Genomic DNA, 22277 nt, shown 5'->3' with positions numbered 1-22277 from the left:
AGTTACGGGGCAGGCTTGAGGCCCTGCTCCAGGGTGTTGAGCCAGTTGAGACCCATCACCTTGGCGGTGTCTTCGGCGCTGAAACCGCGCTGCAACAGGCCTTGGGTGATGTTCGGGAAGTCGCGGCTGTCGCCGAACCAGGTCAGCGGCTTGGGCCAGCTGGCGTTGCTCGCCGAGCCCTCGCCGTAATCGACCTGCTTCGACCAGCGGCCGCTGCGCATCCACTCCAGCACCGACTGCGGCTGGTTCTGGCACAGGTCGGTGCCGATGCCGATGTGGTCGATGCCGATCAGCTCGGCGGTGCGCGCGACCATGTCGCAGAACTGCGCCAGGGTGCAGTCCGAGCCGTTGTGCAGGTGGAAGGGGTACAGGCTGAAGCCGAGCAGGCCGCCGGACTGGCCCAGTTCACGCAGCACGGTCTGCGACTTGTTGCGCTTGGCCGGATGGAAGAACTCCGGGTTGGCGTGGGAGATGATGATCGGCCGGCTCGACAGCTCGATGGCTTCCAGGGTGCTGCGCTCGGCGCTGTGCGACATGTCGATGAGCATGCCGACCCGGTTCATCTCGGCGATGGCCTGCTTGCCGAAGCGGGTGATGCCGCTGTCGCTGCCCTCGTAGCAACCGGTGGCCAGCAGGCTCTGGTTGTTATAGGTCAGCTGCATGATCAGCAAGTTGAGCTGGCGGAACACCTCGATCAGGGCGATATCGTCCTCGATCGGCGAGCAGTTCTGCGCGCCGAAGAAGATCCCCACCTTGCCCAGCTCCTTGGCCCGGCGGATGTCGGCGGCGCTCGCCACCGGCATGATCAGGTCGCCGTGTTGCTCAAAGCGGAGGTTCCACTCACCGAGGCGGCTCAAGGTCTCGCGGGCGTTCTCGTGGTACACCAGGGTCACGTGCACCGCAGTGACTCCGCCTTGGCGCAGCTGGGTGAACAGCTCACGGTCCCAGTTGGAGTACTGCAGGCCGTCGATCACGATCAGGTCGTCATGCATGGCGCCGTCCTCAAGCACGGATGTAGGTGGTCTTGACCACGGTGTAGAACTCGCGGGCGTAGGTACCTTGCTCGCGCGGGCCGAAGCTGGAGTTCTTGCGGCCGCCGAACGGCACGTGGTAGTCGGTGCCGGCGGTCGGCAGGTTGACCATCACGCAGCCGGTCTTGGCGCGGCGCTTGAAGTCGCTGGCGACCTTCAACGACTGGGTCATGATCCCGGCGGTGAGGCCGAAGTCGGTGTCGTTGAGGGTGGCCAGAGCCTCCTCGTAATCGGCGACCTTGATCACGCAGGCGATCGGACCGAACACCTCGTCGCGGTTGATCTGCATGTCGTTGCGGGTCTCGACGAACAGCGCCGGGCGCATATAGAAGCCTTCGTACTCTTCCTCGATGCGCTCGCCACCACAGGCCAGCACCGCGCCATCGGCCTTGGCCTGCTCGATGTAACGCAGGTTCTGCTCCAGCTGCTTGCCGTCGATCACCGCGCCTATCTGCGTGCCTTCGCGCAGCGGATAGCCGACCTTGAGCTGACCCATGCGCTCGACCAGGGCGGCGACGAAACGGTCGTGCATGCCGGCGGTGACGATCAGGCGCGAGGAGGCGGTGCACTTCTGCCCGGTGCCGAAGAAGGCGCCGTTGAGCGCGCAGTCCACGGCCAGGTCGAGGTCGGCGTCGTCGAGCACGATCAGGGCGTTCTTGCTGCCCATTTCCAGCTGGCAGCGGACGAAGTTGGCGGCGGTGGCGCAGGCCACCTTGCGCCCAGTCTCGACCGAGCCGGTGAAGCTCAGGGCATCGATCTTGTTGGAGTGGATCAGCGCGTCGCCGACTGCGGCGCCGCTGCCCATCAGCAGGTTGAAGGTGCCGGCCGGCAGGCCCTGGCGGGCGATGATCTCGCTCAGCGACCAGGCGCTGGCCGGTACCGCGTTGGCCGGCTTGAACACCACGGCATTGCCGAACGCCAGCGCCGGGGCGATCTTCCAGGCCGCGGTGGCCATGGGGAAGTTCCACGGGGTGATGATGGCGACTACACCGACCGGCTCGCGGCGGGTTTCGATTTCCACGCCGGGGCGCACCGAATCGGCGGTCTCGCCCATCTGCCGGAGCACTTCGGCGGCGTAGTAGTGGAAGAACTGGCCGGAGCGGTAGACTTCGCCCATGCCTTCGGCGAGGGTCTTGCCTTCTTCGCGGGCCAGCTGCTCGCCCAGTTCGGCCTTGCGCGCAATCAATTCGTCACCGATCGCGGTCAGCACCTGATAGCGCTGCTCCAGACCGCTGCGCTGCCACTCGAGCTGACCGGCGATAGCCGCGTCGAGGGCCTGCTCGATTTGCCCGGCGTCGGCCTGGGCATAGTCGCCCAGCACATCCTGGATGTTCGCGGGGCTGATATTACGGATAGTCGCGGAGCCCGTAAGCCACTCGCCATTGATGTAGTTAGCAAAGATATCGCCGGACATATGCACCTCCTCTCAAACTGTTAACGAATGGTAGGCGCGGTTTTCGATAAACTAAAATGAGTTGTAAATATTGTTTGATAAGGAAAACTTACCGTGCTTCCCGACCTCAAGATCGTCCAACTGCGGCATTTCGTCTGGGTGTATGAGCTGCAGGGCTTTCATACCGCCGCGGAAAAGGCCCACCGCACCCAGCCGGCGATTTCCCTGTCGATCCGCGATTTGGAGGGCAAGCTCGGCCAATCCTTGTTCGAGAAGCGCAACGCCCGTGCGGCCAGGCCGGAGCTGACCCCCTTCGGCGTGCAGTTCATGACCTACGCCAAGGAGCTGATCGCCCACCACGACCGGGTGATCAAGGACATGAGTCTGATCGCCCAGCACAAGTCCGGGCACCTGCGCATCGCCTCGGTGCCGTCGATCGCCAGCCGCCTGCTGCCGGATATCCTCACGCGCTTTATCGGCGACGCCACCGACCTGCACGTCAGCCTGTTCGACGACAGCTCCGAGGTGGTGCTGGCGATGGTCGAGAACCAGCAGGTGGATTTCGGCATTGCCAGCCTGTGGGAGGCGGAGAGCGACATCCGCTTCATCCCGATCTGGGAGGACAGCATCGGCGTGGTCTGCCGCAGCGATCATCGCCTGGCTGGCGAAGCCGAATTGAGCTGGCAGCAACTGCGTGGCGAGCGGCTGATCGGCAACGGCACCTCGCGCCTGTTGGCTGGCACCGAGGCCGAAGAGCTGGTGGCCGACGCGCAGTTCTTTATGTCCAACATGATTTCCCTGCTGGCCATGCTCGAAGCCGGCATGGGCATCACCACCCTGCCGCGATTCGCCTTCCCGCCGGAGCACAGCCAGCTGCGTTTCATTCCGCTGAGCGAGCCGCTGGTGACGCGCGACATCGGCATCGTCTGCCTGGCCAATCGCTCGTTGCCGGTGGCGGCCCAGGCGTTGTTCGAGTTCATCCTGCGCGACAACGAACTGGACCCGAGTGCGCTTTAATCTGATCGAGATGGCGTTATAGATAAGTTTCCCTTATCGGCTGATAGGGCGATCTGAATTGCCCTGCGCCGGCCCTTGGACCACCATCGACGGCAGATAACAACAATCCTCCGTATCCCGCTTGGCCCTCAACAGGCCGCAGTGCCGGGTACGGTTTGCGCCAGTCGAGGTCAAGCTTATGAGCACTCCTTCCAGCATCGATCCCGCCAAGCGCGGGGCACAGGCGATCCGCCTGCGTCCGGCCCATGTGGTCATGGACCTGGAACGCCTCGGCAGCCTGCACCAGAGTCGCCTGAGCTTTATGCGCTGCCTGGTGCGCAAGATCATGCGCGAGGGCTGGCAGATCGAGGCGCGGCGTTTCGAACTGGATGCCGAGGGTTACGGCACCGTGGTCTACCGCGTGCAGACCACCGGCGACCTGTTCAGCTTCGTGCTGTTCTCCCAGTATCTGGACCCGGACAAGCGCAACGACCGGGTGATCGCCAGCGAGTGGGACCTGACCATGGCGCTGTGCGAGGGCGAGGTGGACGACACCTACGTCGAGTACCTGCGGCAAAACGTGCCGTTGCAGGAAGCCGGCCGCCTCGACTCACGGGTGATGGTGCTGTCGCGGGCCAACCGCAGCGTGCGCAACTTCGACAGCGTGGTGGCGGCCCTGAGCGCCGGCCAGCAGCCCGAGGTGGAGCAGATCGCCAAGGTCGGCTACCTCTATCGCACCACCGCGGTGTACGGCAGCGGCAAGCTGGGCATGGCCGACTGGGAGAAGGTCAGCAGCAAGCACCCGGACTTCGCCCGACCCTTCGCCGCCGAGATGTTCAACTGCTTCATGCTGCGCAACTTCAGCCTGCAGCAGGCCGAGCACATCGCCCGTCAGCGCGCGCCGGACACCGCCGTGCCGCTGCAGCCGGCGCTCAAGCGCTACTTCGGCATCGGCAATTCCACCGGCCTGGGCATGGCGCCCTATCTGATCAATCACCCGCAGCTGATCAGCCGCTGGATCGAGATGCGCGAGCTGGCCCTGGCGCGGGTGCGCGGCCTCGGCCAGGTCACCGCCGAACGTCTGGCGCGCCTGCAGGTGCTGGTCGTGCGCGGCATCGCGCATATCCAGCAGACCGTCACCGAGGACGACTGGCAGACCGGCAACAACCGGGTGGTGCTGGAAGACTTCGCCGCGCTGCAGGACTGGCTCGCCAGCCACCCGCTGCAAGGCTGGGAGCAGTTGTCGACCTGGGCCGAGCAGCAGCTCAGCCTGCAGGGTCAGGAGCTGCTCAACTGCATCCTGCTGGAACTCTACCCGGAGTTGATCGACAGCCTGGAAGACAGCTTTTCCCTGGTCGAATCCCTCGAACTACAACCGCAGATGCCGGCCGCCGAGCTACAGGCGCTGATCGAGCAGCATTACGCCTGGGCCCTGGCCATCGACTTTGCGGCCGACGGCGCCAGCGAAACCTTCTGGTACCGCTCCGAGGAGAAGCAGGAGCCGCGCCTGGGCAACTGTAACCTGGAGAGCGGCCGCGACAAGCAGATGCCCCTGGGCATCGGCTACCTGGCGCAGCAGTGTCATCGTCAGCTTGGCGCCTACCTGGCCGAGCATCCCGCGCAGTGCACCGCCAGCTTCCTCCTCCGTCACCCCGAGCAGCGCGGCATAGTGCGGCGCATGCAGAGCATGGCCAAGACCCATTACGGCGAGATCCAGGCCAACCTGCTCGATCGCGAGGTGCTGCCCATGCACCTGCTGCGCTGCAAGCTGGCCTTCTTCGGCGTCAGCAAGTTCGACCCGCGCTCGCGTCTGTGGGTGCGCAACACCATGTTCCAGGGCGCGCCGCTGCTGGAGGATATCGGCCAGCCGTTCGAGGACGACTGGTTCCTGCCCCTGGCCCCGACTGAGGAGAAGCGCTGATGTTGATCTCGTCGAATGAACTGACCTCCCTGCTCAAGCGCGTGTTCGAAGGCATGGGCTATCCCGTCGGCTACTACGAGGACGCCGCCGGCCTGGTGAAATGGCTGCAGGTGCATGGCGAGCAGGGCTTCGGCGAGCTGCAGCGCGCCTTGCCCTATGTCGCCGACAGCCAGCGGCCGGCGATGGAGCTGCTGGCCGAGGAGAGCCAGGCGCTGCTGTTCGACTGCTTTGGCCGCAGCGGCCTGAACTGCCTGCCGAGCATCGTCGAGCTAGCGCAGACCAAGGTACTGGAGCAGGGCTGCGTCAACGTCAAGGTGCGCAACTGCCACAACCGCAAGTTCATCCTCAAGCTGCTGGTCGACTGCGCCCGGCAGGGCATTAGCGGCTTGGCCTATTGGCAGAACGGCAAGCAGCCGATCAGCGAGCATGTCGCCAGCATCGCCGCCGGCGCCCGCTACCCGAGCTACAGCGAGGTGCTGCTGGCCGATCCCGCCACGGCCGACACCCAGACGCTGACCCTGCTGCTCAGCACCCGCATCGACCTGCAGGGGCAGTTGCACGGCAGCGCGGGTCAGCGCAGCGGCTATCGCCAGGTCAGCCCCGAGCAATTCGCCCGTGCCGGCGAGGGCGCCCTGGAAGCCGGCATGGATATCTCCATCGAGCTGTGGCAACAGCTCAACCAATTGGCCGAAGCGGTGCTGGTGGAGAACTCCGAGCAGTCGCGCAGCGGCGCCGGTGGCCGTTAACAGACCGTTGAAAAACGACTGCGCTCGGCTGATTGCGCCCTGCTTAGCCTGCGCTCGCTACATTTTTCAAAGGCCTGTTAAGGCTAGTGTCACGACAACGTTTAACTGTCGGTTAATCGCGGTCGTACCCATGTACCGCGATCCCTGTAGGGTGGGTTCGGCGCATGCTACCGATCGCGATGAGCCTGCAAGATCCGTTGCGCCGTAACCCACCATCGGCGCGATGCAGGCCTATCGTCTGGTGGGTTACGCGGCGTGCCACCATAGCGCGGCCTGATCGTTCGCAGGTTGGCGCCGCTAACCTGCGCGGCCCGACCTAGGCGGCCCCACCCACCCTACAATGATCCGACATTGCATGATTGACACGACACTAGGTAGATACAGTCCTTGATGGACTACAGCGGCAGCGACTGCCTGGCGCTGTTGATCGTGCTGGGCGGCAGCCTGGTGCAGGGGCTGCTGGGCATCGGCTTCGGCCTGCTGGCGGCGCCGCTGCTGTATCTGCTCGACCCCAGCTACGTGCCCGGGCCGATCCTGCTGCTGGGCTTTCTCCTGGCCTGCTGCATGCTGCTCGGCAATCGCCAGTCGATGGCCTGGCGTCGGCCCTTGCCGGCCATTCTGGCGCGATTGCCCGGCGCCTGGTGCGGCGCTCTATTGCTCGGCTTGCTGCCTGCCGCCTGGCTCGGCCTGCTGCTCGGCGCCTGCGTGCTGCTGGCGACCCTCAGCAGCTACCGCTGGCTGGAAGTGCGCTGTAACCCGCGCAACCTGGCCATCGCCGGCTTCTGTTCGGGGTTGATGGGCACCGCCACCTCGGTCGGCGGCCCGCCCATGGCTCTGGTCTACCAGAGCTGCAGCCGCATCAGCGCGCGCGATGAACTGGCCGCCTTCTTCCTGCTGACCACCCCGGTCTCGGTGCTGTTCCTGCTCTACCAGGACCGCATGCCGATGGATTACCTGCACAGCACACTCAAGCTGGCGCCTGGCGTGGTGGCCGGCTATGCCCTGGCCCGCTGCCTGGACGGCCGCTTCGACAAACGCAGCCCGCGCCAGCTGTTGCTGCTGCTCTCTCTGCTGGCGGGCAGTGGTTTATTGGTGCACAGCCTGTGGCGGCTGTTGGCTTAGGCGCTAGGCCGAAGCGGTTGAGCGACTGCCATGCGTGGCTAAGTCAAAACAGCCGGTGGACAGCCTGATGGCAAATCAGTAGCTTCGCTGGGGCTTGCCGTCCATGTAGCGTTGCCCCCGAGTGATGTCGCGTTTGCCGCGACCACCTGTGAGTTAGACAAGGGTTTATAGGGCGACAAGGAGCGATCTGCGACATGTCGGCTAATTACTAGCTAGAAGCACAGGACTTACCGCGTGATCCCACCATTTACACACAGCGAACTTGATATATCTCCAAAGGAGTTTGAGCTGCTCGTAAAAAATTGGATTACGCAAGAAGGTGATGGTTTGACCTCGCTGGAGGTCACTCACGATTCCAAGCTAGAAGCTCACGACTCTACGTATCAAATAGATGTTTTGGCTAAGTTCCAAGGGTTTGGCGGCGCAGAGTTTATTGTTCTCATCGAGTGCAAGAAATACTCATCTCCAGTTGAGAGAGAAACAGTACAAATCCTCCATGACAAAGTCAGATCACTTGGAGCACATAAGGGAATGCTGTTCACAACAACGGGCTTCCAGTCCGGGGCTATAAAATATGCCAAAGCTCACGGCATAGCCTTAATACGCGTCACAAGCGGTAGCGCAGCCTACCAAACGCGCTCATCAATTCCCGTGGAACCGCCAGTTTGGTTAAATCTACCAAAATTCATGGCCTGGCATATTCATGAGAACGACACTGGCAGTATAAACATGAGCGCACTGAAGCTTACGGTTGAGGATCTTCGGAGAGTAGGTGTAATGTGCTCCTAACTAGGGACTCAATATGTTGAGCTGATATTATTCAAGAATTTACAAACTGAGTAGTGGAATATGAATCGTCGTAAAAAAATAAATCAGTTATTAAAGGCGCACGCCAAAAAAGCCAGTGCCAAATTGGCGCCAAAAAGTAAGTCTAACTACATTAGTAAAGCTGACCGTTTGAAACTAGCTACTGAGACCACTCAAGCCGCAACCATTTTTTCTGAGAGCTGATCCATGTATCTTAAGCGCCAAGTTAGTTCTATATAGTGGCGGGTAAGATATTCTGTGCAGGCGCGCATAATAAGGCGCTGAAATCGCAAATTTCATTCGCTGGGACGGCGTACCGCCGCCCCTTGGCTTAATCATTATGTCTATAGAGCATGCCACCATGAAGTTGAAGGATCATGTTTGCCTAATGGCAGACTATAACCAGTGGATGAATCAAAAGATTTACGAAGCCGCGGGAACGCTTCCGCCAGAAAAGCTGCATGAGAATAAAGGTGCATTCTTTAGTTCAATATTTGGCACGTTAAATCATATCTGTGTGGCTGACACTATCTGGCTCAAACGGTTTACGCCTGCTTTGCTCGCGCATCAGGCATTGAATCAGATACTGGATTTGTCGTGCCCTGAGTCACTTGACGTACTTCTCTGTGAGAACTTCAGCGAACTTAAAGACCGTCGCCAACTAATAGATGAAATCCTTTCAGATCTGGTTTCTTCATTAAGTGACGAAGAGCTTTCGCAGGCTGTTAGTTACCAGAACACTAAGGGTGTAGCTTCTACGAAGATTTTTTTCAGTCTGCTTATGCATGTTTTCAATCACCAAGCGCATCATAGGGGGCAAATAACAACACTTCTGAGTCAGTCTGGTATCGATGTTGGTATAACCGACCTTGTCTTTATTGTGCCAAATGCATAACAAGTCGCTCTAAAGTCGCCGCGTTGCGGCGGGACAGCCCCAGTCAGCACATGCTGCGCATTTCATGTGCTGACTGTGTCTGCCCTTTAGCCCAACGTTATACGGTCAAAATTTAGCCCATGTACAAGCGAGGTAGCCTGGGAACGACTTGCTGGACAACGCTTGCTTGTCCAGCAGCCTCTGCGATTGGCCGTGCCAGATTGCTTGAGGGCTATGCGGTCGTCAGCCTGATGCCGCATGCCAGCCGCGAGCCTGTAAAATAGCCGCCGCCATTACGGGCTGGGTTAAGCGAGCGGTAGTTGTATGGATGTGGCGTCACCCCTGGCAGCCTATAGGCGGGCCATCGAGCAGCAGGGCTTCGAGTCGGATCAGGCGCAGTGGCAGGCCGCGCAGTTGCTGGAGGACTGCCACCAGGCCCTGCATCAAACCGACAGCGCTGGGCAGCCACCGGCCGGGGTGTATCTCTGGGGGCCGGTGGGGCGTGGCAAGACCTGGCTGATGGACCAGTTCCATCGCAGCCTGCGGGTGCCGGCGCGGCGGCAACACTTTCATCACTTCATGAGCTGGGTGCATCGCCGTCTGTTTCAGCTGACCGGCACACCCGCCCCTTTGCAGGCGCTGGCGCGCGAGCTGAGCGCAGAGGTGCGGGTGCTGTGTTTCGACGAGCTGTTCGTCAATGACATCGGCGATGCGATGATTGTCGGTCCTTTGCTACAGGCGATGTTCGAGGCCGGTGTGGTGCTGGTCGCCACCTCCAATCAGCCGCCGCGGCAGCTGTATGCCGAGGGCTTCAACCGCGAGCGCTTTCTGCCGGCGATCGTGGCGATCGAGCAGCACATGCAGGTGTTGGGTATCGATGGCGGCCAGGACCATCGCCTGCATCCGGGCGCCGCGCAGCCGCGCTATTGGGTGGCGCATCCAGAGCAGCCGAGCGGCCTGAGTGAGGTGTTCGAGCAGTTGACGCCAGGCCAGCCGGCCTCGACCGAGCAGATAACGCTGGGGCACCGGGCGATTAACGTGGTGCGGCGTAGCGCGACGGCGCTCTGGTGTCGCTACGCCGAGCTGTGCGAGCAGCCGCTGTCGGCCCTGGATTTCATCGGCCTGTGTGATCGTTACTCGGCCATTGTGTTGAGCGAGGTGCCCAACCTGAGTGCGCAGCAGCGCGCCGCGAAGATTGCCCGTGGCACCGAGGATGGTGTCGAGCGGGTGCAGGCCGGCGACCGCGAGTTACCCGAGTTGTCGGTGCATGACGACAGCGTGCGGCGCTTTATCGCCCTGGTCGATGAGTGCTACGACCGCCGCGTGCCGCTGTATCTGGAGGCGCAGGTGCCGCTTGATCAGTTGTATACCCAGGGTTATCTGGCCTTTGCGTTTCGCCGCACCCTCAGCCGTTTGCACGAGATGCAACTGCAACGCTTTGCCAACGCCTAGTCACCGCTAGCTGCGATCCGCCAGCACGCCGATCAGGAAGAACACCAGTAGCAACACCGGCGCCAGGGTGTAGTTGTTGAAGTGGCCGAGGCCTTGGGCCAGCCAGGGGGTGACGAAGACCATTGCCAGGCCGTAGCCGACCGCGCAGACCAGGACGAAAATCAGGGTGCGGAAGATGAAGTTGAGGCCGCCGATACTGCGTTGCACCCAGGCATTGATGCCGGGGCCGAACAGCACCAGCAGGGTGGCCATGATGGCCAGGGCGATGTCGTAGAGGTGGCCACGGCTCCAGCGCGACAGGGTGGCAATCAGGTCGAATAACAGGTCCAAACGGGGTCCTTAGCGCCGCGTGGCGCACAGCAGGTCAGGGTAGAAAGTGTTGCAGCAGGTCGTTGAGAAACAGCTGGCCTTCGCGGGTCGCCGTCAGGCGCGTCGGGTCGCTGTGCAGCAGGCCACGGCGCTCGGCCTCGGCGCGGGCGGCGGCCAACTGGCTGAGTGCTAAGCCGGTGCGCTGAGTGAACAGCTCGCTGGCGCTGCCGGCCGAGAGGCGCAGCACGTTCATCAAAAATTCGAAGGGCAGTTCGTCGGGGCCGAGCACTCGCTCGCCAGCGCTGAAGCCTTTGCTGGGGTCTAGGTAGTCCTTGGGCAGGCGGGTTTTCCAACTGCGCTTGATCGTGCCGTCCGGGTTGCTCAGCTTGGCGTGGGCGCCAGCGCCGATGCCGAGGAAGTCGCCGAAGCTCCAGTAGTTGAGGTTGTGTCGCGCCGCCTTGCCGGGCTGGGCGTAGGCGGACACCTCGTACTGGGCGTAGCCGTGTTCGGCCAGCAGCGCCTGACCGGCTTCCTGGATGTCCCAGAGGATATCGTCCTCGGGCATCACCGGTGGCTGGTTCCAGAACACCGTATTCGGCTCCACCGTCAGCTGGTACCAGGACAGGTGGGTGGGACCCTGGGCGATGGCGATGCGCAAATCGCTGAGGGCATCCTCAATCGACTGATCCGGCAGGCCGTGCATCAGGTCCAGGTTGAAGTTGTCGAAGCCGGCGGCGCGCGCCATGTCGGCGGCGCGGATCGCCTCGTCACCATCATGGATGCGGCCCAGTGCCTTGAGCTTGGCGGCCTGGAAACTCTGTACGCCGATCGACAGGCGATTGATGCCCAGCCCACGGTAGTCGCGGAACTTGGCCTGCTCGAAGGTGCCGGGGTTGGCTTCCAGGGTGATTTCGATATCGGCGGCGAAGGGCACGTGGCGCTCCACGCCTTCGAGCAAACGCCCCAGCGCCTTGGCCGAGAACAGGCTGGGCGTGCCGCCACCGAAGAAAATCGAGGTCAGTTGGCGGCCGTAGACCTGCGGCAGATCTTCATCGAGATCGGCGAGCAGGGCGTCGACGTATTCTTCTTCCGGCAGCGTCGGCCCGGCGGCGTGAGAGTTGAAATCGCAGTACGGGCACTTCTTCACGCACCAGGGAATATGGATATACAGCGCTAACGGGGGCATTTGGAAGCCCCCGCCCGTGGACAGTGTCATGCCAGCCTCAATCGTTGCTTGAGCAGGGCCATGGCGCGGGCGCGATGGCTCAGTTGGTTCTTCTCGCCGGGCGCGAGTTCGGCGCTGGAGCACTGGCGCTCCTCGACCCAGAACAGCGGGTCGTAGCCGAAGCCCTGTTCGCCGCGTGCGGTATGCAGGATATGCCCGTACCAGAGCCCCTCGCAGATGATCGGCAAGGGATCTTCGGCATGCCGCACCAGTGCCAGGCAACAGACGAATTGCGCGCTGCGCTGCACGTCAGGGACGCCTTGCAAGACTTCGAGCAGTTTGGCGTTGTTCGCCGCGTCGCCGCGGCCATCGGCATAACGCGCCGAATAGATGCCCGGTGCGCCGCCAAGAAAGTCCACGGCCAGGCCGGAGTCATCGGCCAGTGCCGGCAAGCCCGATACGCGCGCGGCATGGCGCGCCTTGAGGATGGCGTTTTCGATGAATGACAAGCCGGTTTCTTCGGGCTCCAGGTCGCTGAACTCGCCGATTGAGCGCACACGCACCGCATCACCCAGCATGGCCTGGAGTTCTTTGAGTTTGCCGGCGTTATGGCTGGCGAGGACGAGCTCGTTTAACTGGATCATCAGTCGGGGAAGAGTTCCTGGTTGAAGTCGAGGCTGTGCGTGTTGCCGCCGTCCGCCTGGATACTGAGGCTGAAGCGCAACATCTCCTGTTGCTCGATGGGGAACTGCGCCAGGTAGTAAATCGCCGTGCCTTCTTTCACCTGCTTGAACTGCAGGGGGTGGATCTGACCGAGCAGGTTGCGAATCTCGCCGCTGACGGCGGCGGCGGTCGGTTGGCCGGCCTTGAGCACCGCAATATTCAGCACGCCCTGTTTTTTGTTGCGGCTGAGCCCCGTCGCCGCGGCGATATCCGGTTGCAGGAAGCTGGAGTTGAAGGCGCTGTAGTGCACGTCCAGGTCGCCGAAGCTTTGTTTGCGTTCGGCAAGTGCCGGCAGACTCAGGCACAGGGCGATAAACAGTAGGGCGATGCGACGCATGGTGGTTCTCCTCAGGATGACCTGGTTGCCGGCGAATCAGTTGGCGGTCGGTCCGCTGATCCGGTAGATGCCGATCTCACCTAACAGATTAGGCCAAATGCGGCTGGCCCAACCGTGCAGATGGTCGCGATCGACCGCCAGGCGATCGAGCACCCTGGCGTTTTGTGCCAGGCACAGGCGTTCGAAGTCCGCGAAAGTACAGAAATGGATGTTCGGCGTGTTGTACCAGGTGTACGGCAGGAAGTCGGACACCGGCATGCGGCCCTTGCTCGCCAGGTACCAGCGGCAACGCCAGTGGGCGAAGTTGGGGAAGGTGATGATGCAGGTCTTGCCGATGCGCAGCATCTCCGCCAGCACCTTGTCCGGGAAGTGCAGGGCCTGCAGTGATTGGGTCATCACCACCACGTCGAAGCTGTTGCTGGCGAAGTTGCCCAGGCCTTTGTCGAGGTTCTGCTCGATGACGTTGACGCCCTTGCCGACGCATTGGGCGATGTTGTCCGGGTCGATCTCCAGGCCATAACCGCTGACCCCTTTGTGCTCGGCCAGCCAGGCGAGCAGTTCGCCATTGCCGCAGCCGAGGTCGAGTACCCGGCTGCCGGCGGGGATCCAGTCTTGGATGATGTCCAGGTCGGCTCTCATGCGTGCCTCATACTGCGATTCGGTTCATATAGCTGCTGAACGCCTGCAAGTAACGCGGGATCGGGATCAGGAAGGCGTCGTGGCCCTGCGGCGCGTCGATTTCCAGGTAGCAGACGTGCTTGCGGGCGGCGATCAGCGCGTCGACGATCTCCCGCGAGCGCGCCGGCGAGAAGCGCCAGTCGGTGGTGAAGGACATCACGCAGAAGTGCGCCTGCACCCCGGCCAGGGTCTGGGCCAGGTCGCCGTCGTGGTTGGCCGCCGGGTCGAAATAGTCCAGCGCCTTGGTCATCAGCAGGTAGGTGTTGGCGTCGAAGCGCCCGGAAAACTCCTCGCCCTGGTAGCGCAGGTAGCTCTCGACCTGGAACTCGACGCTGTGGAAGTCGTAGTTGAGCTTTTCACTTTTCAGGCCGCGGCCGAATTTCTCGCCCATGGCGTCGTCCGACAGGTAGGTGATGTGGCCGACCATGCGCGCCAGCATCAGGCCGCGCTTGGGGATCACCCCGCGCTCCTGGAAGTGCCCGCCGTAGAACTCCGGATCGGTGAGGATCGCCTGGCGCGCCACTTCGTTGAAGGCGATGTTCTGCGCCGACAGCTTGGGCGCCGAGGCGATCGCCAGGCAGTGGCGGATACGCTCCGGGTAGCTGATGGCCCACTGCATGGCCTGCATGCCGCCGAGGCTGCCGCCGACCACTGCGGCCCACTGGTCGATGCCGAGGGCGTCGGCCAGGCGGGCCTGGCTGTGCACCCAGTCCTCCACGGTCATCACCGGGAAGTCCGCGCCAAAGGGTTTACCGGTGGCCGGATTGAGGCTGGAGGGGCCGGTCGAGCCGTTGCAACCGCCGAGGTTGTTGAGGCTGACGACGAAGAATTTGTTGGTGTCGATCGGCTTGCCGGGGCCGATGCAGCTGTCCCACCAACCGGGCTTGCGCTCGTCCGCGCTGTGGTAGCCGGCGGCATGGTGATGGCCGGACAGCGCGTGGCAGATCAGCACGGCGTTGCTGTGCGCGGCGTTCAGCTCGCCGTAGGTTTCGTAGACCAGTTGGTAGTCAGCCAGGCTGCGCCCGCACGCGAGCGCCAGGGGTTCGGCGAAATGCAGCACCTGCGGGGTCACCAGGCCAACAGAGTCTTGGGGAAAGGCAGTGGGCATCGACCCTGCTCGCAGTAAAGGAAGTGCCGCAGTCTAAAGAGCGCGGCCCCAGGCGGCAAGCGTGCGGGGCCGCGGGCAATGCCTGGCCGCGCTGCTGCCGGGCGGTTATTCGCCGACGCTGTGGGCGCGTGCCACGCCGGGCAGGTTGACCACCTTGCCCTGGCGCTGGATCGGCGCGGGGAGGCGCAGGCGGCGCAGCATCTCGCCCGCCTGGCTCAGTTGTTGTTGCAGCTCGTCGCGGTAACCGGCCAGATGCTGGCCGCGCTGGCGCGCCTGCTGGGTTTGCTGGGCCAGGGCCTTGAGCCGCAGCATGTGGCTTTCCAGCAACTGCTTGTGTTCCAGGGTGTGTTGCATCAGTGGCATCAGCGCGTCGCTAGCCCATTGCCCGGCCTCGATCCGCAGGCGCTGGTGCAGGCCGATGACTTCCTGCACCAGGGTGGCGAAGAAGCGTTTGCTCAGGCTGCGCTGTTCGGTGAGCAGGGTTTTCAGGTGCAGGCGGAACTGGTCGGCCTTGGTCTGCAGCTGTTTGAGTTCGCGCCGGTAGTGCTTGACGTTGAACTGCGGTGCATCGACGCCTTGCAGCGGATTCTCTTGGTTGTGCCGGCGGTAGATGGCGGCGACCATCGTGTTGGCCATCTCGGCCTCATGCGCCAGGCTGTCCAGGTCATGTTCCACCGAGCGGAAGAAGTGCAGGATTGCCTGGTTGATGCCCAGGGTGGTCCAGCTGCCGGCGAGGTTCTTGCGCACTTTGTTCAGGTGTTCGTCGAGGCGTTCCGCGCGCGCGGCGAGCTGCAGTAGCTCGCCTTGGCGCTTGAGCAGGCGCTGGTTGGTTTTCAGGCCGAGCAGGCGCTTGTGATGCTGGTTGTGCTCGTCCTTGGTCTTGGCGGTCAGCTCGAACAGTAACTGGCCGTTGTCGTGCTGGTGGTTGCTCAGCAGCGCGTGTTGTTCGTTGACCGTCTCCAGGCGCAGGTTGAGTGCATGCTGACTGCCCTGCAGCAGGGCCAGCACCTGGTTGACCACGCGCTCTTCGATCAGGCGCTCTTTCTGACTGACGATGCGCTCGCACAGCAGATTCTCCAGGTTGCTCATCTGGCTGCGGGTCAGCAGCGCCTGATCCTTGCGCACCTTGGCCAGCAACGCCTGTTTGGCCGACAGCGGCAGCACTTCCTCGGGCTGGATGCCGAGTTGCCTGGCCGTGAGGGTCTGGATCTGCCGAATGGCGTTCTGCACGAAGGCTTCGCCGGCCAGGTCGTCCCAGAGGATGTCGATCTTGTTCAGCACGGCGAACAGGCTGGTCTGGGTGTCGTCGTCGAGCTGGCGAATATGCTGCTGCCAGACCGCCATGTCGCTGGCGGTGACCCCGGTGTCGGCCGACAGCAGAAAGATGATCGCCTGGGCGTTGGGCAGCATCGATAAGGTCAGCTCCGGTTCGCTGCCCAGGGCATTCAGGCCGGGGGTATCGAGGATGCGCAGGCCCTGGCGCAGCAGCGGGTGGTCGAAGTTGACCAGCGCGTGGCGCCAGGCCGGCACCAGCACCTGGCCGGGTTTGCCGGTGCTTTCCAGGTTGTCGGGGTGGAAACCCAGTTGGATGGCTTGCTCCACCGGCATGGGCTTGCTCTTCGCTACTTGGGTAAAGGCCTGGACCATGTTGTCCGGGTCGCTGAGGTCCAGCGGGATGTTCACCCAATGCCCGGGAATGCGCTTGAACTGGGCGACACTGGCCTCGGTGGCGCGGGTTTCGATGGGCAACAGGCGGATATAGGAGTGTTCCGAGCGTGGGTCGAAGAACAGCTCGGTGGGGCACATGGTGGTGCGCCCGGCCTGGGACGGCAGCATGCGCTGACCGTATGCGGAGAAGAACAGGCTGTTGATCAGTTCGGTCTTGCCGCGCGAGAACTCGCCGACGAAGGCCAGGGTGATGTGGTCGGTACGCAGCAGCTTCAGCGCGCGTTCGAGTTTGGCGTCCAGCGCCTCGGAGTTGAGCCGATTGGTTGCCAGCCAGCTGCGGTAGCGCGTGACCTGGCGCATCAGTTCGCGCTTCCAGTCGACGTAGGCGTCGACCTGTTGGCTGAGACGTTCCATGCTCATTCTGGCGTTCCTCTGGCTAGCGTGCCCTTGGACTGGACGATGCTGTTGCCGGTGCGAGTGCGTCAGGCATCGCATGGCCGGGCTGTGCTGACGAGCATTATGCGGGGCGAGCAGGGGGTGTCAATTGACGGGTATTTCGATCCGGCTTGATGGTCGATCAGGCGGGTCGAGCGGTCAGTTCGAGTACGGCGGGCAATTGCCGTGGCTGTTTGATGCGCACGCGCTTCTGGCGGCTTTGCTGGCCGCTTTCCAGGCTGACCTGGCTCTTGCTCACGGCAAAGGCGTCGGCGAGAAAGGCCAGTAACTTGGCATTGGCCTTGCCGTCGACTGGCGGGGCGGTGAGACGGATTTTCAATCGCTCACCGTGCAGCCCGGCGAACTCGTCGCAACTGGCTTTGGGCTGCAGGTGGCAATCGAGGATCAGGTCCTCGCCGTCCCAGCGATAGAAGCTCATCGGGTTCTCGGGGTCAAACCGCCAGGCTGAGGCCCTTGAACATGCCGCTCATCACCGCCAGGTTACGAATCACCAGCATGTCGATCAGGTTGAGCATCAGGAAGGCCACGATCGGTGACAGATCCAGCCCGCCCAGGCTCGGCAGCATGCGCCGGATCGGCGCCAGCAGTGGCTCGCAGATCTGGTTGATCAGCTCGGCCGCCGGGTTGTGGCTACCTTGGGCGACCCAGGACAGGATCACGCTGATGATCAGGGCGAAGAAGAACACCTTGATGAACAGGGCGGTGACGCCAATGATCGACCAGATCAGCAGTTGCAGCGGATTGTCGAGGCCATAGCCCATCAGCATCAGGACCAGGGCCATCAGCACCAACTGCACCAGGATCGCCAGCACCAGCGAGGCCAGGTCGAGCCCGGCGAAACTGGGGATGATCTTGCGCAGGGGTTTGAGCAGCGGGTGGGTGGCGCGCACGATGAACTGGCTAAGCGGGTTGTAGAAGTCGGCTTTCACCAGTTGCAGGATGAAGCGCAGCAGCACGATCAGCAGGTACAGGCTGCCGATGGTTTGCAGGATATAAACTGCTGCAGTACTCAGTCCGATCATTATTGACTCCTTGATGGTCCGTCTATCTGTGGGTCGGGCTGTTTATTGGCCAAGCTGCTCGGCCAGTTCTGCCGAACGTTGGGCGGCGGCATTCAGCGCCTGTTCGACCAGGGCTTCGAAGCCGCCAGCCTGGAACGTCTTGATTGCCGCCTCGGTGGTGCCGGCCGGCGAGCTGACCCGGCGGCGCAGTTCGCTGGCATCGACATCACTGGCGACGGCCATGCGTGCGGCACCCAGTGCGGTGTGCAGGGTCAGTTGGGCGGCGGTGTCGTGCGCCAGGCCGAGCTTTTCCCCGGCGGCCGTCATGGCTTCCATCAGCAGGAAGAAATACGCCGGTCCGCTGCCGGATACGGCGGTGACCGCATCGATCAGCTGTTCTTCATCCAGCCACAGGGCCAGGCCGACGGCACCGAGCAACTGTTCGGCCTGCTGACGCTGCTGCGCCGAAACCAGGCTGTTGGCATACAAGCCGCTGACGCCCTGGCGCAATAGCGCTGGGGTATTCGGCATACAACGGACAATGGCGGGGACCGTCTCCGCTGGGGCGCCGAGCCAGCGTTCCAGGCTGGCGCAACTGATGCCGGCAGCGATGGAGACGATCAATTGATTGGCGTCGAGATGGGCGGCCAGATCCAGGCAGACCTCTTTCATCACCTGCGGCTTGACGGCCAGGACGATCACGCTGCAGCCCTGAATGGCCTCGGCGTTGCTGGCGAAGGTTTCGATGCCGTGTTCGGCGCTGATCTTGGCCCGTTGCTCGGCGCCATGGTCGCTGGCGCGAATGCTGCTGGCGTCGACGCCTTGGGCGCGCAGCCCGCCGATCAGGCTAGCGGCCATATTGCCGGCGCCGATAAACGCAATGCGGGGGGAGGTCATAACAGGGTTCCTTATTTATCGAGTCGAGTAGAGCGGCGCTTATGAATAGTCGCGCTCGCCAAACAGGGCGGTACCGATGCGTACCCAGGTCGCCCCTTCGGCAATGGCGGCCTCAAGGTCATGGCTCATGCCCATGGACAGGGTGTCGAGGTCCAGGTTCAGCTTGGCTTGCAGTTCGGCCAGGCAGGCGAAGGCGGCCTGTTGCGTCGCACGGTCTTCGCTGGGTTGGGGAATTGTCATCAATCCACGCAGCTTGAGGTTGGGCAGTTGTGTAACAGCCTGTGCCAATGCCGGCAATTGTTCTGGGCTGCAGCCTGATTTGCTGGCTTCGCCACTGACATTCACCTGCAGGCAGATATTCAGCGCGGGCAGGTGCGCTGGGCGTTGCGCGGACAGGCGTTCGGCGATTTTCAGGCGGTCCACCGAATGCACCCAGGCGAACTGCTCGGCGATCGCCCGGGTCTTGTTGGATTGAATGGGGCCGATGAAATGCCAAATCAATGGCAGATCACGCAGTTCGAGCTGTTTATCCAGTGCTTCCTGCAGATAATTCTCGCCAAAATCATGCAAGCCGGCAGCATGAGCCTGGCGAATTGCCGCTGCGGGTTTGGTTTTGCTCACGGCGAGCAGGCCAATCGTTGCACAATCGCGCTCCGAGGCTTGCGCCGCCTCACGGATGCGTGCTCCGACCTTTGCAATATTCTCTGCTATCGTGGACATTACTCGCGCCAGCCGCCTAGTGTTCGCGGCATTCTACCGTCATTAGGGAGTCCCATGGATATCACTGAGCTGCTTGCCTTCAGCGCCAAGCAAGGCGCGTCGGACCTGCATCTCTCTGCTGGTCTGCCGCCGATGATTCGGGTCGACGGCGATGTGCGCCGGATCAATTTGCCGGCCCTGGATCACAAGCAGGTGCATGCACTGATCTACGACATCATGAACGACAAGCAGCGCAAGGATTTCGAGGAGTTCCTCGAGACCGACTTCTCCTTCGAAGTGCCTGGTGTCGCGCGTTTCCGGGTTAACGCCTTCAACCAGAACCGTGGCGCCGGTGCGGTGTTCCGCACCATTCCGTCCAAGGTGCTGACCATGGAAGACCTCGGCATGGGCGAGGTGTTTCGCAAGATCACCGACGTGCCACGGGGGCTGGTGCTGGTCACCGGGCCAACAGGGTCGGGCAAATCGACCACCCTGGCGGCGATGCTCGATTACCTCAACAGCACCAAATACCAGCACATCCTGACCATCGAAGACCCGATCGAGTTCGTTCACGAGTCGAAGAAGTGCCTGATCAACCAGCGGGAAGTCCACCGCGACACCCTGGGCTTCTCCGAGGCGCTGCGTTCGGCGCTGCGCGAAGACCCGGACATCATTCTGGTCGGCGAGATGCGCGACCTGGAGACCATCCGCCTGGCGCTGACCGCCGCGGAAACTGGCCACCTGGTCTTCGGCACCCTGCACACCACCTCGGCGGCCAAGACCATCGACCGGGTAGTCGATGTATTCCCTGCCGAAGAAAAATCCATGGTTCGCTCGATGCTCTCCGAATCCTTGCAGGCGGTGATTTCGCAGACCCTGCTGAAGAAAGTCGGCGGCGGTCGGGTGGCCGCCCATGAAATCATGATTGGCACCCCGGCGATTCGTAACCTGATCCGTGAGGACAAGGTGGCGCAGATGTACTCGTCGATCCAGACCGGCGCTTCGCTGGGCATGCAGACCCTGGATGCCTGCCTGAAAACCCTGGTAGCCAAGGGCCTAGTCACCCGCGAAAATGCGCGGGAAAAATCCAAGACCCCGGATAACTTCTAATTCGTATCTGGCCAGCCGCGAGGTTGGCCGAGACCCAGATCGCTGGTGAGGCACGCGCCCCAGGGGCTGGAGGTTGGCTAAGCGCGTGACGGTGATGGGCGAGATAACGCATGGAATTCGAAAAACTGCTGCGCCTGATGGTAGAAAAAGGCGGCTCCGACCTGTTTATCACTGCCGGCGTACCGCCGTCGATGAAGGTCAACGGCAAGATCATGCCGGTGACCAAGAACCCCATGTCGCCTGAGCAAACCCGGGAAACCGTGCACTCGGTGATGAACGAGCAACAGCGCCGCGATTTCGTCGAGAGTCACGAGTGCAACTTCGCCATCAGTGCCCGTGGCATTGGCCGCTTCCGCGTCAGTGCCTTCTACCAGCGCAACCTGGCCGGCATGGTGCTGCGCCGCATCGAGACCAACATCCCGACCCTGGATGACCTCAAGCTGCCGGAAATCCTCAAGAAGCTGGCGCTGACCAAGCGTGGTCTGGTGCTGTTCGTCGGCGCCACCGGTACCGGTAAATCCACCTCGCTGGCGGCGATGATTGGCTACCGCAACAAGAACAGCAGCGGCCACATCATTTCCATCGAAGACCCGATCGAGTACATCCACCAGCACCAGAGCTGTATCGTCACCCAGCGCGAGGTCGGTATCGACACCGAATCCTTCGAGGTGGCGCTGAAGAACACCCTGCGTCAAGCGCCGGACGTGATCCTCATCGGTGAAGTGCGCACCCGCGAGACCATGGACCATGCCGTGGCCTTCGCCGAGACCGGCCACCTGTGCCTGGCCACCCTGCACGCCAACAACGCCAACCAGGCGCTGGACCGGATCATCAACTTCTTCCCCGCCGACCGGCAGAATCAGGTATGGATGGACCTGTCGCTCAACCTCAAGGCCATCGTCGCCCAGCAGTTGATCCCGACCCCGGACGGCAAAGGCCGCCGGGCGGTGATCGAGGTGCTGATCAACACCCCGCTGGCGTCCGACCTGATCCGCAAGGGCGAGGTGCATGAACTCAAGAATCTGATGAAGCGCTCCACCGAACTGGGCATGCAGACCTTCGACCAGGCGCTGTACAACCTCTACAGCCAGGGCGAAATCACCTACGAAGATGCGCTGCTCTACGCCGACTCGGCGAACGACCTGCGCTTGTTGATCAAGCTCGGCTCGGAAGCCGACGGCGACCACCTGACCCACTTGAGTGATGGCCTGTCGCTGGAAGTCGCCCCCGAAGACCCGGGCCGGCGTTTCCTCTGAAGTGATTCAATCCAGCCCGCACTCGCGGGCTTTTTTCATCGAGCGGTAAACCCTGTGCGGTCTTGCCGGTCTCATTCGTACCATTCAGCGGCGCAGGAGCCAGACATGGACGTAACAAAGGACACCCACAGCAAGGTCATCGGTTATCTACTGTGGATCTTCGGTTTTCTCGGCGCACACCGGTTTTACTACGGCAAGCCGGTGACCGGAACCATCTGGTTTTTTACCCTCGGCTTGCTGTTTATCGGCTGGATCGTCGATCTGTTCCTGATTCCGGCGATGGATCGAGAGGCCGATCTGCGCTTCACCGCCGGCGACACCGATTACAACGTCGCCTGGGTTTTGTTGACCTTCCTCGGTATTTTCGGAGTGCACCGCATGTACCAGGGCAAGTGGATCACCGGGATCCTCTACCTGTTTACCGGTGGCCTGTTCCTGGTCGGTGTGCTCTATGACTTTTGGACCATGAACACCCAGATCTCCATTCAGAACGCCCGCAACGTCTGACGGAAGCCATACGCCTGCCTG

General features: G+C 62.3%; 23 protein-coding genes and 1 pseudogene. 11 read left to right on the top strand and 13 right to left on the bottom strand.

The features are described from left to right. Positions 1-2: 2 nt before the first annotated feature. Together VCJ09_RS22910 and VCJ09_RS22905 are read right to left on the bottom strand one after the other, a co-directional pair. Positions 3-992 (bottom strand): membrane dipeptidase, encoded by a 990-nt coding sequence (locus tag VCJ09_RS22910; protein ID WP_324732304.1) that lies wholly within the window; start codon positions 990-992, stop codon positions 3-5. A gap of 10 nt (positions 993-1002) precedes the next feature. After that, positions 1003-2445 carry an aldehyde dehydrogenase family protein gene (locus VCJ09_RS22905; protein WP_324732303.1) on the bottom strand — a complete coding sequence of 481 codons (1443 nt, stop codon included), beginning with the start codon at positions 2443-2445 and terminating at the stop codon, positions 1003-1005. 93 nt (positions 2446-2538) lie between these two features. Here VCJ09_RS22905 and VCJ09_RS22900 point away from each other — a divergent pair, with 93 nt between their 5' ends. The 8 genes from VCJ09_RS22900 (at position 2539) to zapE (ending at position 10342) form a co-directional block, all read left to right on the top strand. Continuing rightward, positions 2539-3441 carry a LysR family transcriptional regulator gene (locus VCJ09_RS22900; protein WP_324732302.1) on the top strand — a complete coding sequence of 301 codons (903 nt, stop codon included), beginning with the start codon at positions 2539-2541 and terminating at the stop codon, positions 3439-3441. Positions 3442-3619: 178 nt separating this feature from the next. Then, complete coding sequence (locus tag VCJ09_RS22895; protein WP_324732301.1) at positions 3620-5341, top strand: hypothetical protein; 1722 nt, start codon at positions 3620-3622, stop codon at positions 5339-5341. Next, positions 5341-6087, top strand: coding sequence for a DUF3726 domain-containing protein (locus VCJ09_RS22890; protein ID WP_324732300.1), 747 nt, complete (start codon positions 5341-5343; stop codon positions 6085-6087). Before VCJ09_RS22895 ends, VCJ09_RS22890 begins: the two co-directional genes overlap by 1 nt. 390 nt (positions 6088-6477) lie before the next feature. Continuing rightward, on the top strand, positions 6478-7209 hold the full coding sequence (locus tag VCJ09_RS22885; protein ID WP_324734719.1) for a TSUP family transporter: 732 nt from the start codon (positions 6478-6480) through the stop codon (positions 7207-7209). A 234-nt stretch (positions 7210-7443) separates the two neighbouring features. Beyond that, the gene (locus tag VCJ09_RS22880) at positions 7444-7998 is read left to right on the top strand and encodes a restriction endonuclease (protein WP_324732299.1); all 555 of its coding nucleotides are present in this window, start codon (positions 7444-7446) and stop codon (positions 7996-7998) included. A gap of 60 nt (positions 7999-8058) precedes the next feature. Then, positions 8059-8220, top strand: a complete 162-nt coding sequence (locus VCJ09_RS22875; RefSeq protein ID WP_324732298.1) for a DUF2986 domain-containing protein — start codon at positions 8059-8061, stop codon at positions 8218-8220. Positions 8221-8377: 157 nt separating this feature from the next. Further along, on the top strand, positions 8378-8911 hold the full coding sequence (locus VCJ09_RS22870) for a DinB family protein (protein WP_324732297.1): 534 nt from the start codon (positions 8378-8380) through the stop codon (positions 8909-8911). A 303-nt stretch (positions 8912-9214) separates the two neighbouring features. Then, positions 9215-10342 (top strand): cell division protein ZapE, encoded by a 1128-nt coding sequence (zapE, locus tag VCJ09_RS22865; protein WP_324732296.1) that lies wholly within the window; start codon positions 9215-9217, stop codon positions 10340-10342. 6 nt (positions 10343-10348) lie between these two features. Here the strand turns inward: zapE and VCJ09_RS22860 are convergent, their stop codons facing one another. The 11 genes from VCJ09_RS22860 to VCJ09_RS22810 all read right to left on the bottom strand — a co-directional run bounded on the left by VCJ09_RS22860 (position 10349) and on the right by VCJ09_RS22810 (position 19404). Further along, positions 10349-10672, bottom strand: coding sequence for a DUF3392 domain-containing protein (locus tag VCJ09_RS22860; protein ID WP_324732295.1), 324 nt, complete (start codon positions 10670-10672; stop codon positions 10349-10351). Positions 10673-10706: 34 nt separating this feature from the next. Next, a complete protein-coding gene (gene hemW, locus VCJ09_RS22855) occupies positions 10707-11867 on the bottom strand; it encodes a radical SAM family heme chaperone HemW (protein WP_324732294.1) in 1161 nt (386 codons plus the stop codon). Further along, positions 11864-12460, bottom strand: a complete 597-nt coding sequence (gene rdgB / locus VCJ09_RS22850) for an RdgB/HAM1 family non-canonical purine NTP pyrophosphatase (protein ID WP_324732293.1) — start codon at positions 12458-12460, stop codon at positions 11864-11866. Before rdgB ends, hemW begins: the two co-directional genes overlap by 4 nt. After that, positions 12460-12876 (bottom strand): DUF4426 domain-containing protein, encoded by a 417-nt coding sequence (locus VCJ09_RS22845; RefSeq protein ID WP_079203734.1) that lies wholly within the window; start codon positions 12874-12876, stop codon positions 12460-12462. Before VCJ09_RS22845 ends, rdgB begins: the two co-directional genes overlap by 1 nt. A 36-nt stretch (positions 12877-12912) precedes the next feature. Next, positions 12913-13515 (bottom strand): methionine biosynthesis protein MetW, encoded by a 603-nt coding sequence (gene metW / locus VCJ09_RS22840; RefSeq protein ID WP_324732292.1) that lies wholly within the window; start codon positions 13513-13515, stop codon positions 12913-12915. Between the two features lie 7 nt (positions 13516-13522). Further along, positions 13523-14662: a homoserine O-succinyltransferase MetX gene (gene metX / locus VCJ09_RS22835; protein ID WP_324732291.1), complete on the bottom strand. Its 1140-nt coding sequence runs from the start codon at positions 14660-14662 to the stop codon at positions 13523-13525. A 105-nt stretch (positions 14663-14767) separates the two neighbouring features. Continuing rightward, positions 14768-16750: a dynamin-like GTPase family protein gene (locus VCJ09_RS22830; protein ID WP_324732290.1), complete on the bottom strand. Its 1983-nt coding sequence runs from the start codon at positions 16748-16750 to the stop codon at positions 14768-14770. A 157-nt stretch (positions 16751-16907) separates the two neighbouring features. Continuing rightward, positions 16908-17204 carry a DUF167 domain-containing protein gene (locus VCJ09_RS22825; RefSeq protein WP_300651215.1) on the bottom strand — a complete coding sequence of 99 codons (297 nt, stop codon included), beginning with the start codon at positions 17202-17204 and terminating at the stop codon, positions 16908-16910. A gap of 13 nt (positions 17205-17217) precedes the next feature. Continuing rightward, entirely contained in the window at positions 17218-17808 is a 591-nt protein-coding gene (locus tag VCJ09_RS22820; protein ID WP_324732289.1) for a YggT family protein, read from the bottom strand. A 42-nt stretch (positions 17809-17850) separates the two neighbouring features. Then, the gene (gene proC, locus VCJ09_RS22815; RefSeq protein ID WP_324732288.1) at positions 17851-18684 is read right to left on the bottom strand and encodes a pyrroline-5-carboxylate reductase; all 834 of its coding nucleotides are present in this window, start codon (positions 18682-18684) and stop codon (positions 17851-17853) included. A 39-nt stretch (positions 18685-18723) separates the two neighbouring features. Further along, positions 18724-19404 (bottom strand): YggS family pyridoxal phosphate-dependent enzyme, encoded by a 681-nt coding sequence (locus VCJ09_RS22810; RefSeq protein WP_324732287.1) that lies wholly within the window; start codon positions 19402-19404, stop codon positions 18724-18726. 54 nt (positions 19405-19458) lie between these two features. On the opposite strand from VCJ09_RS22810, the gene VCJ09_RS22805 reads away from it, so the two are divergent. From VCJ09_RS22805 to VCJ09_RS22795, 3 genes and pseudogenes are all read left to right on the top strand, one after another. Continuing rightward, on the top strand, positions 19459-20493 hold the full coding sequence (locus tag VCJ09_RS22805; RefSeq protein ID WP_079203726.1) for a type IV pilus twitching motility protein PilT: 1035 nt from the start codon (positions 19459-19461) through the stop codon (positions 20491-20493). A 110-nt stretch (positions 20494-20603) separates the two neighbouring features. Beyond that, the gene (locus VCJ09_RS22800) at positions 20604-21749 is read left to right on the top strand and encodes a PilT/PilU family type 4a pilus ATPase (RefSeq protein WP_324732286.1); all 1146 of its coding nucleotides are present in this window, start codon (positions 20604-20606) and stop codon (positions 21747-21749) included. A 105-nt stretch (positions 21750-21854) separates the two neighbouring features. Continuing rightward, positions 21855-22255 (top strand): annotated as a pseudogene (locus VCJ09_RS22795) (NINE protein); the annotation flags it as partial. Between the last annotated feature and the right edge of the window lie 22 nt (positions 22256-22277).

Source organism: Pseudomonas paeninsulae (assembly GCF_035621475.1).
Classification (GTDB): Bacteria; Pseudomonadota; Gammaproteobacteria; order Pseudomonadales; family Pseudomonadaceae; genus Aquipseudomonas; species Aquipseudomonas paeninsulae.
This window is presented reverse-complemented; position numbering and strand designations above follow the sequence as displayed.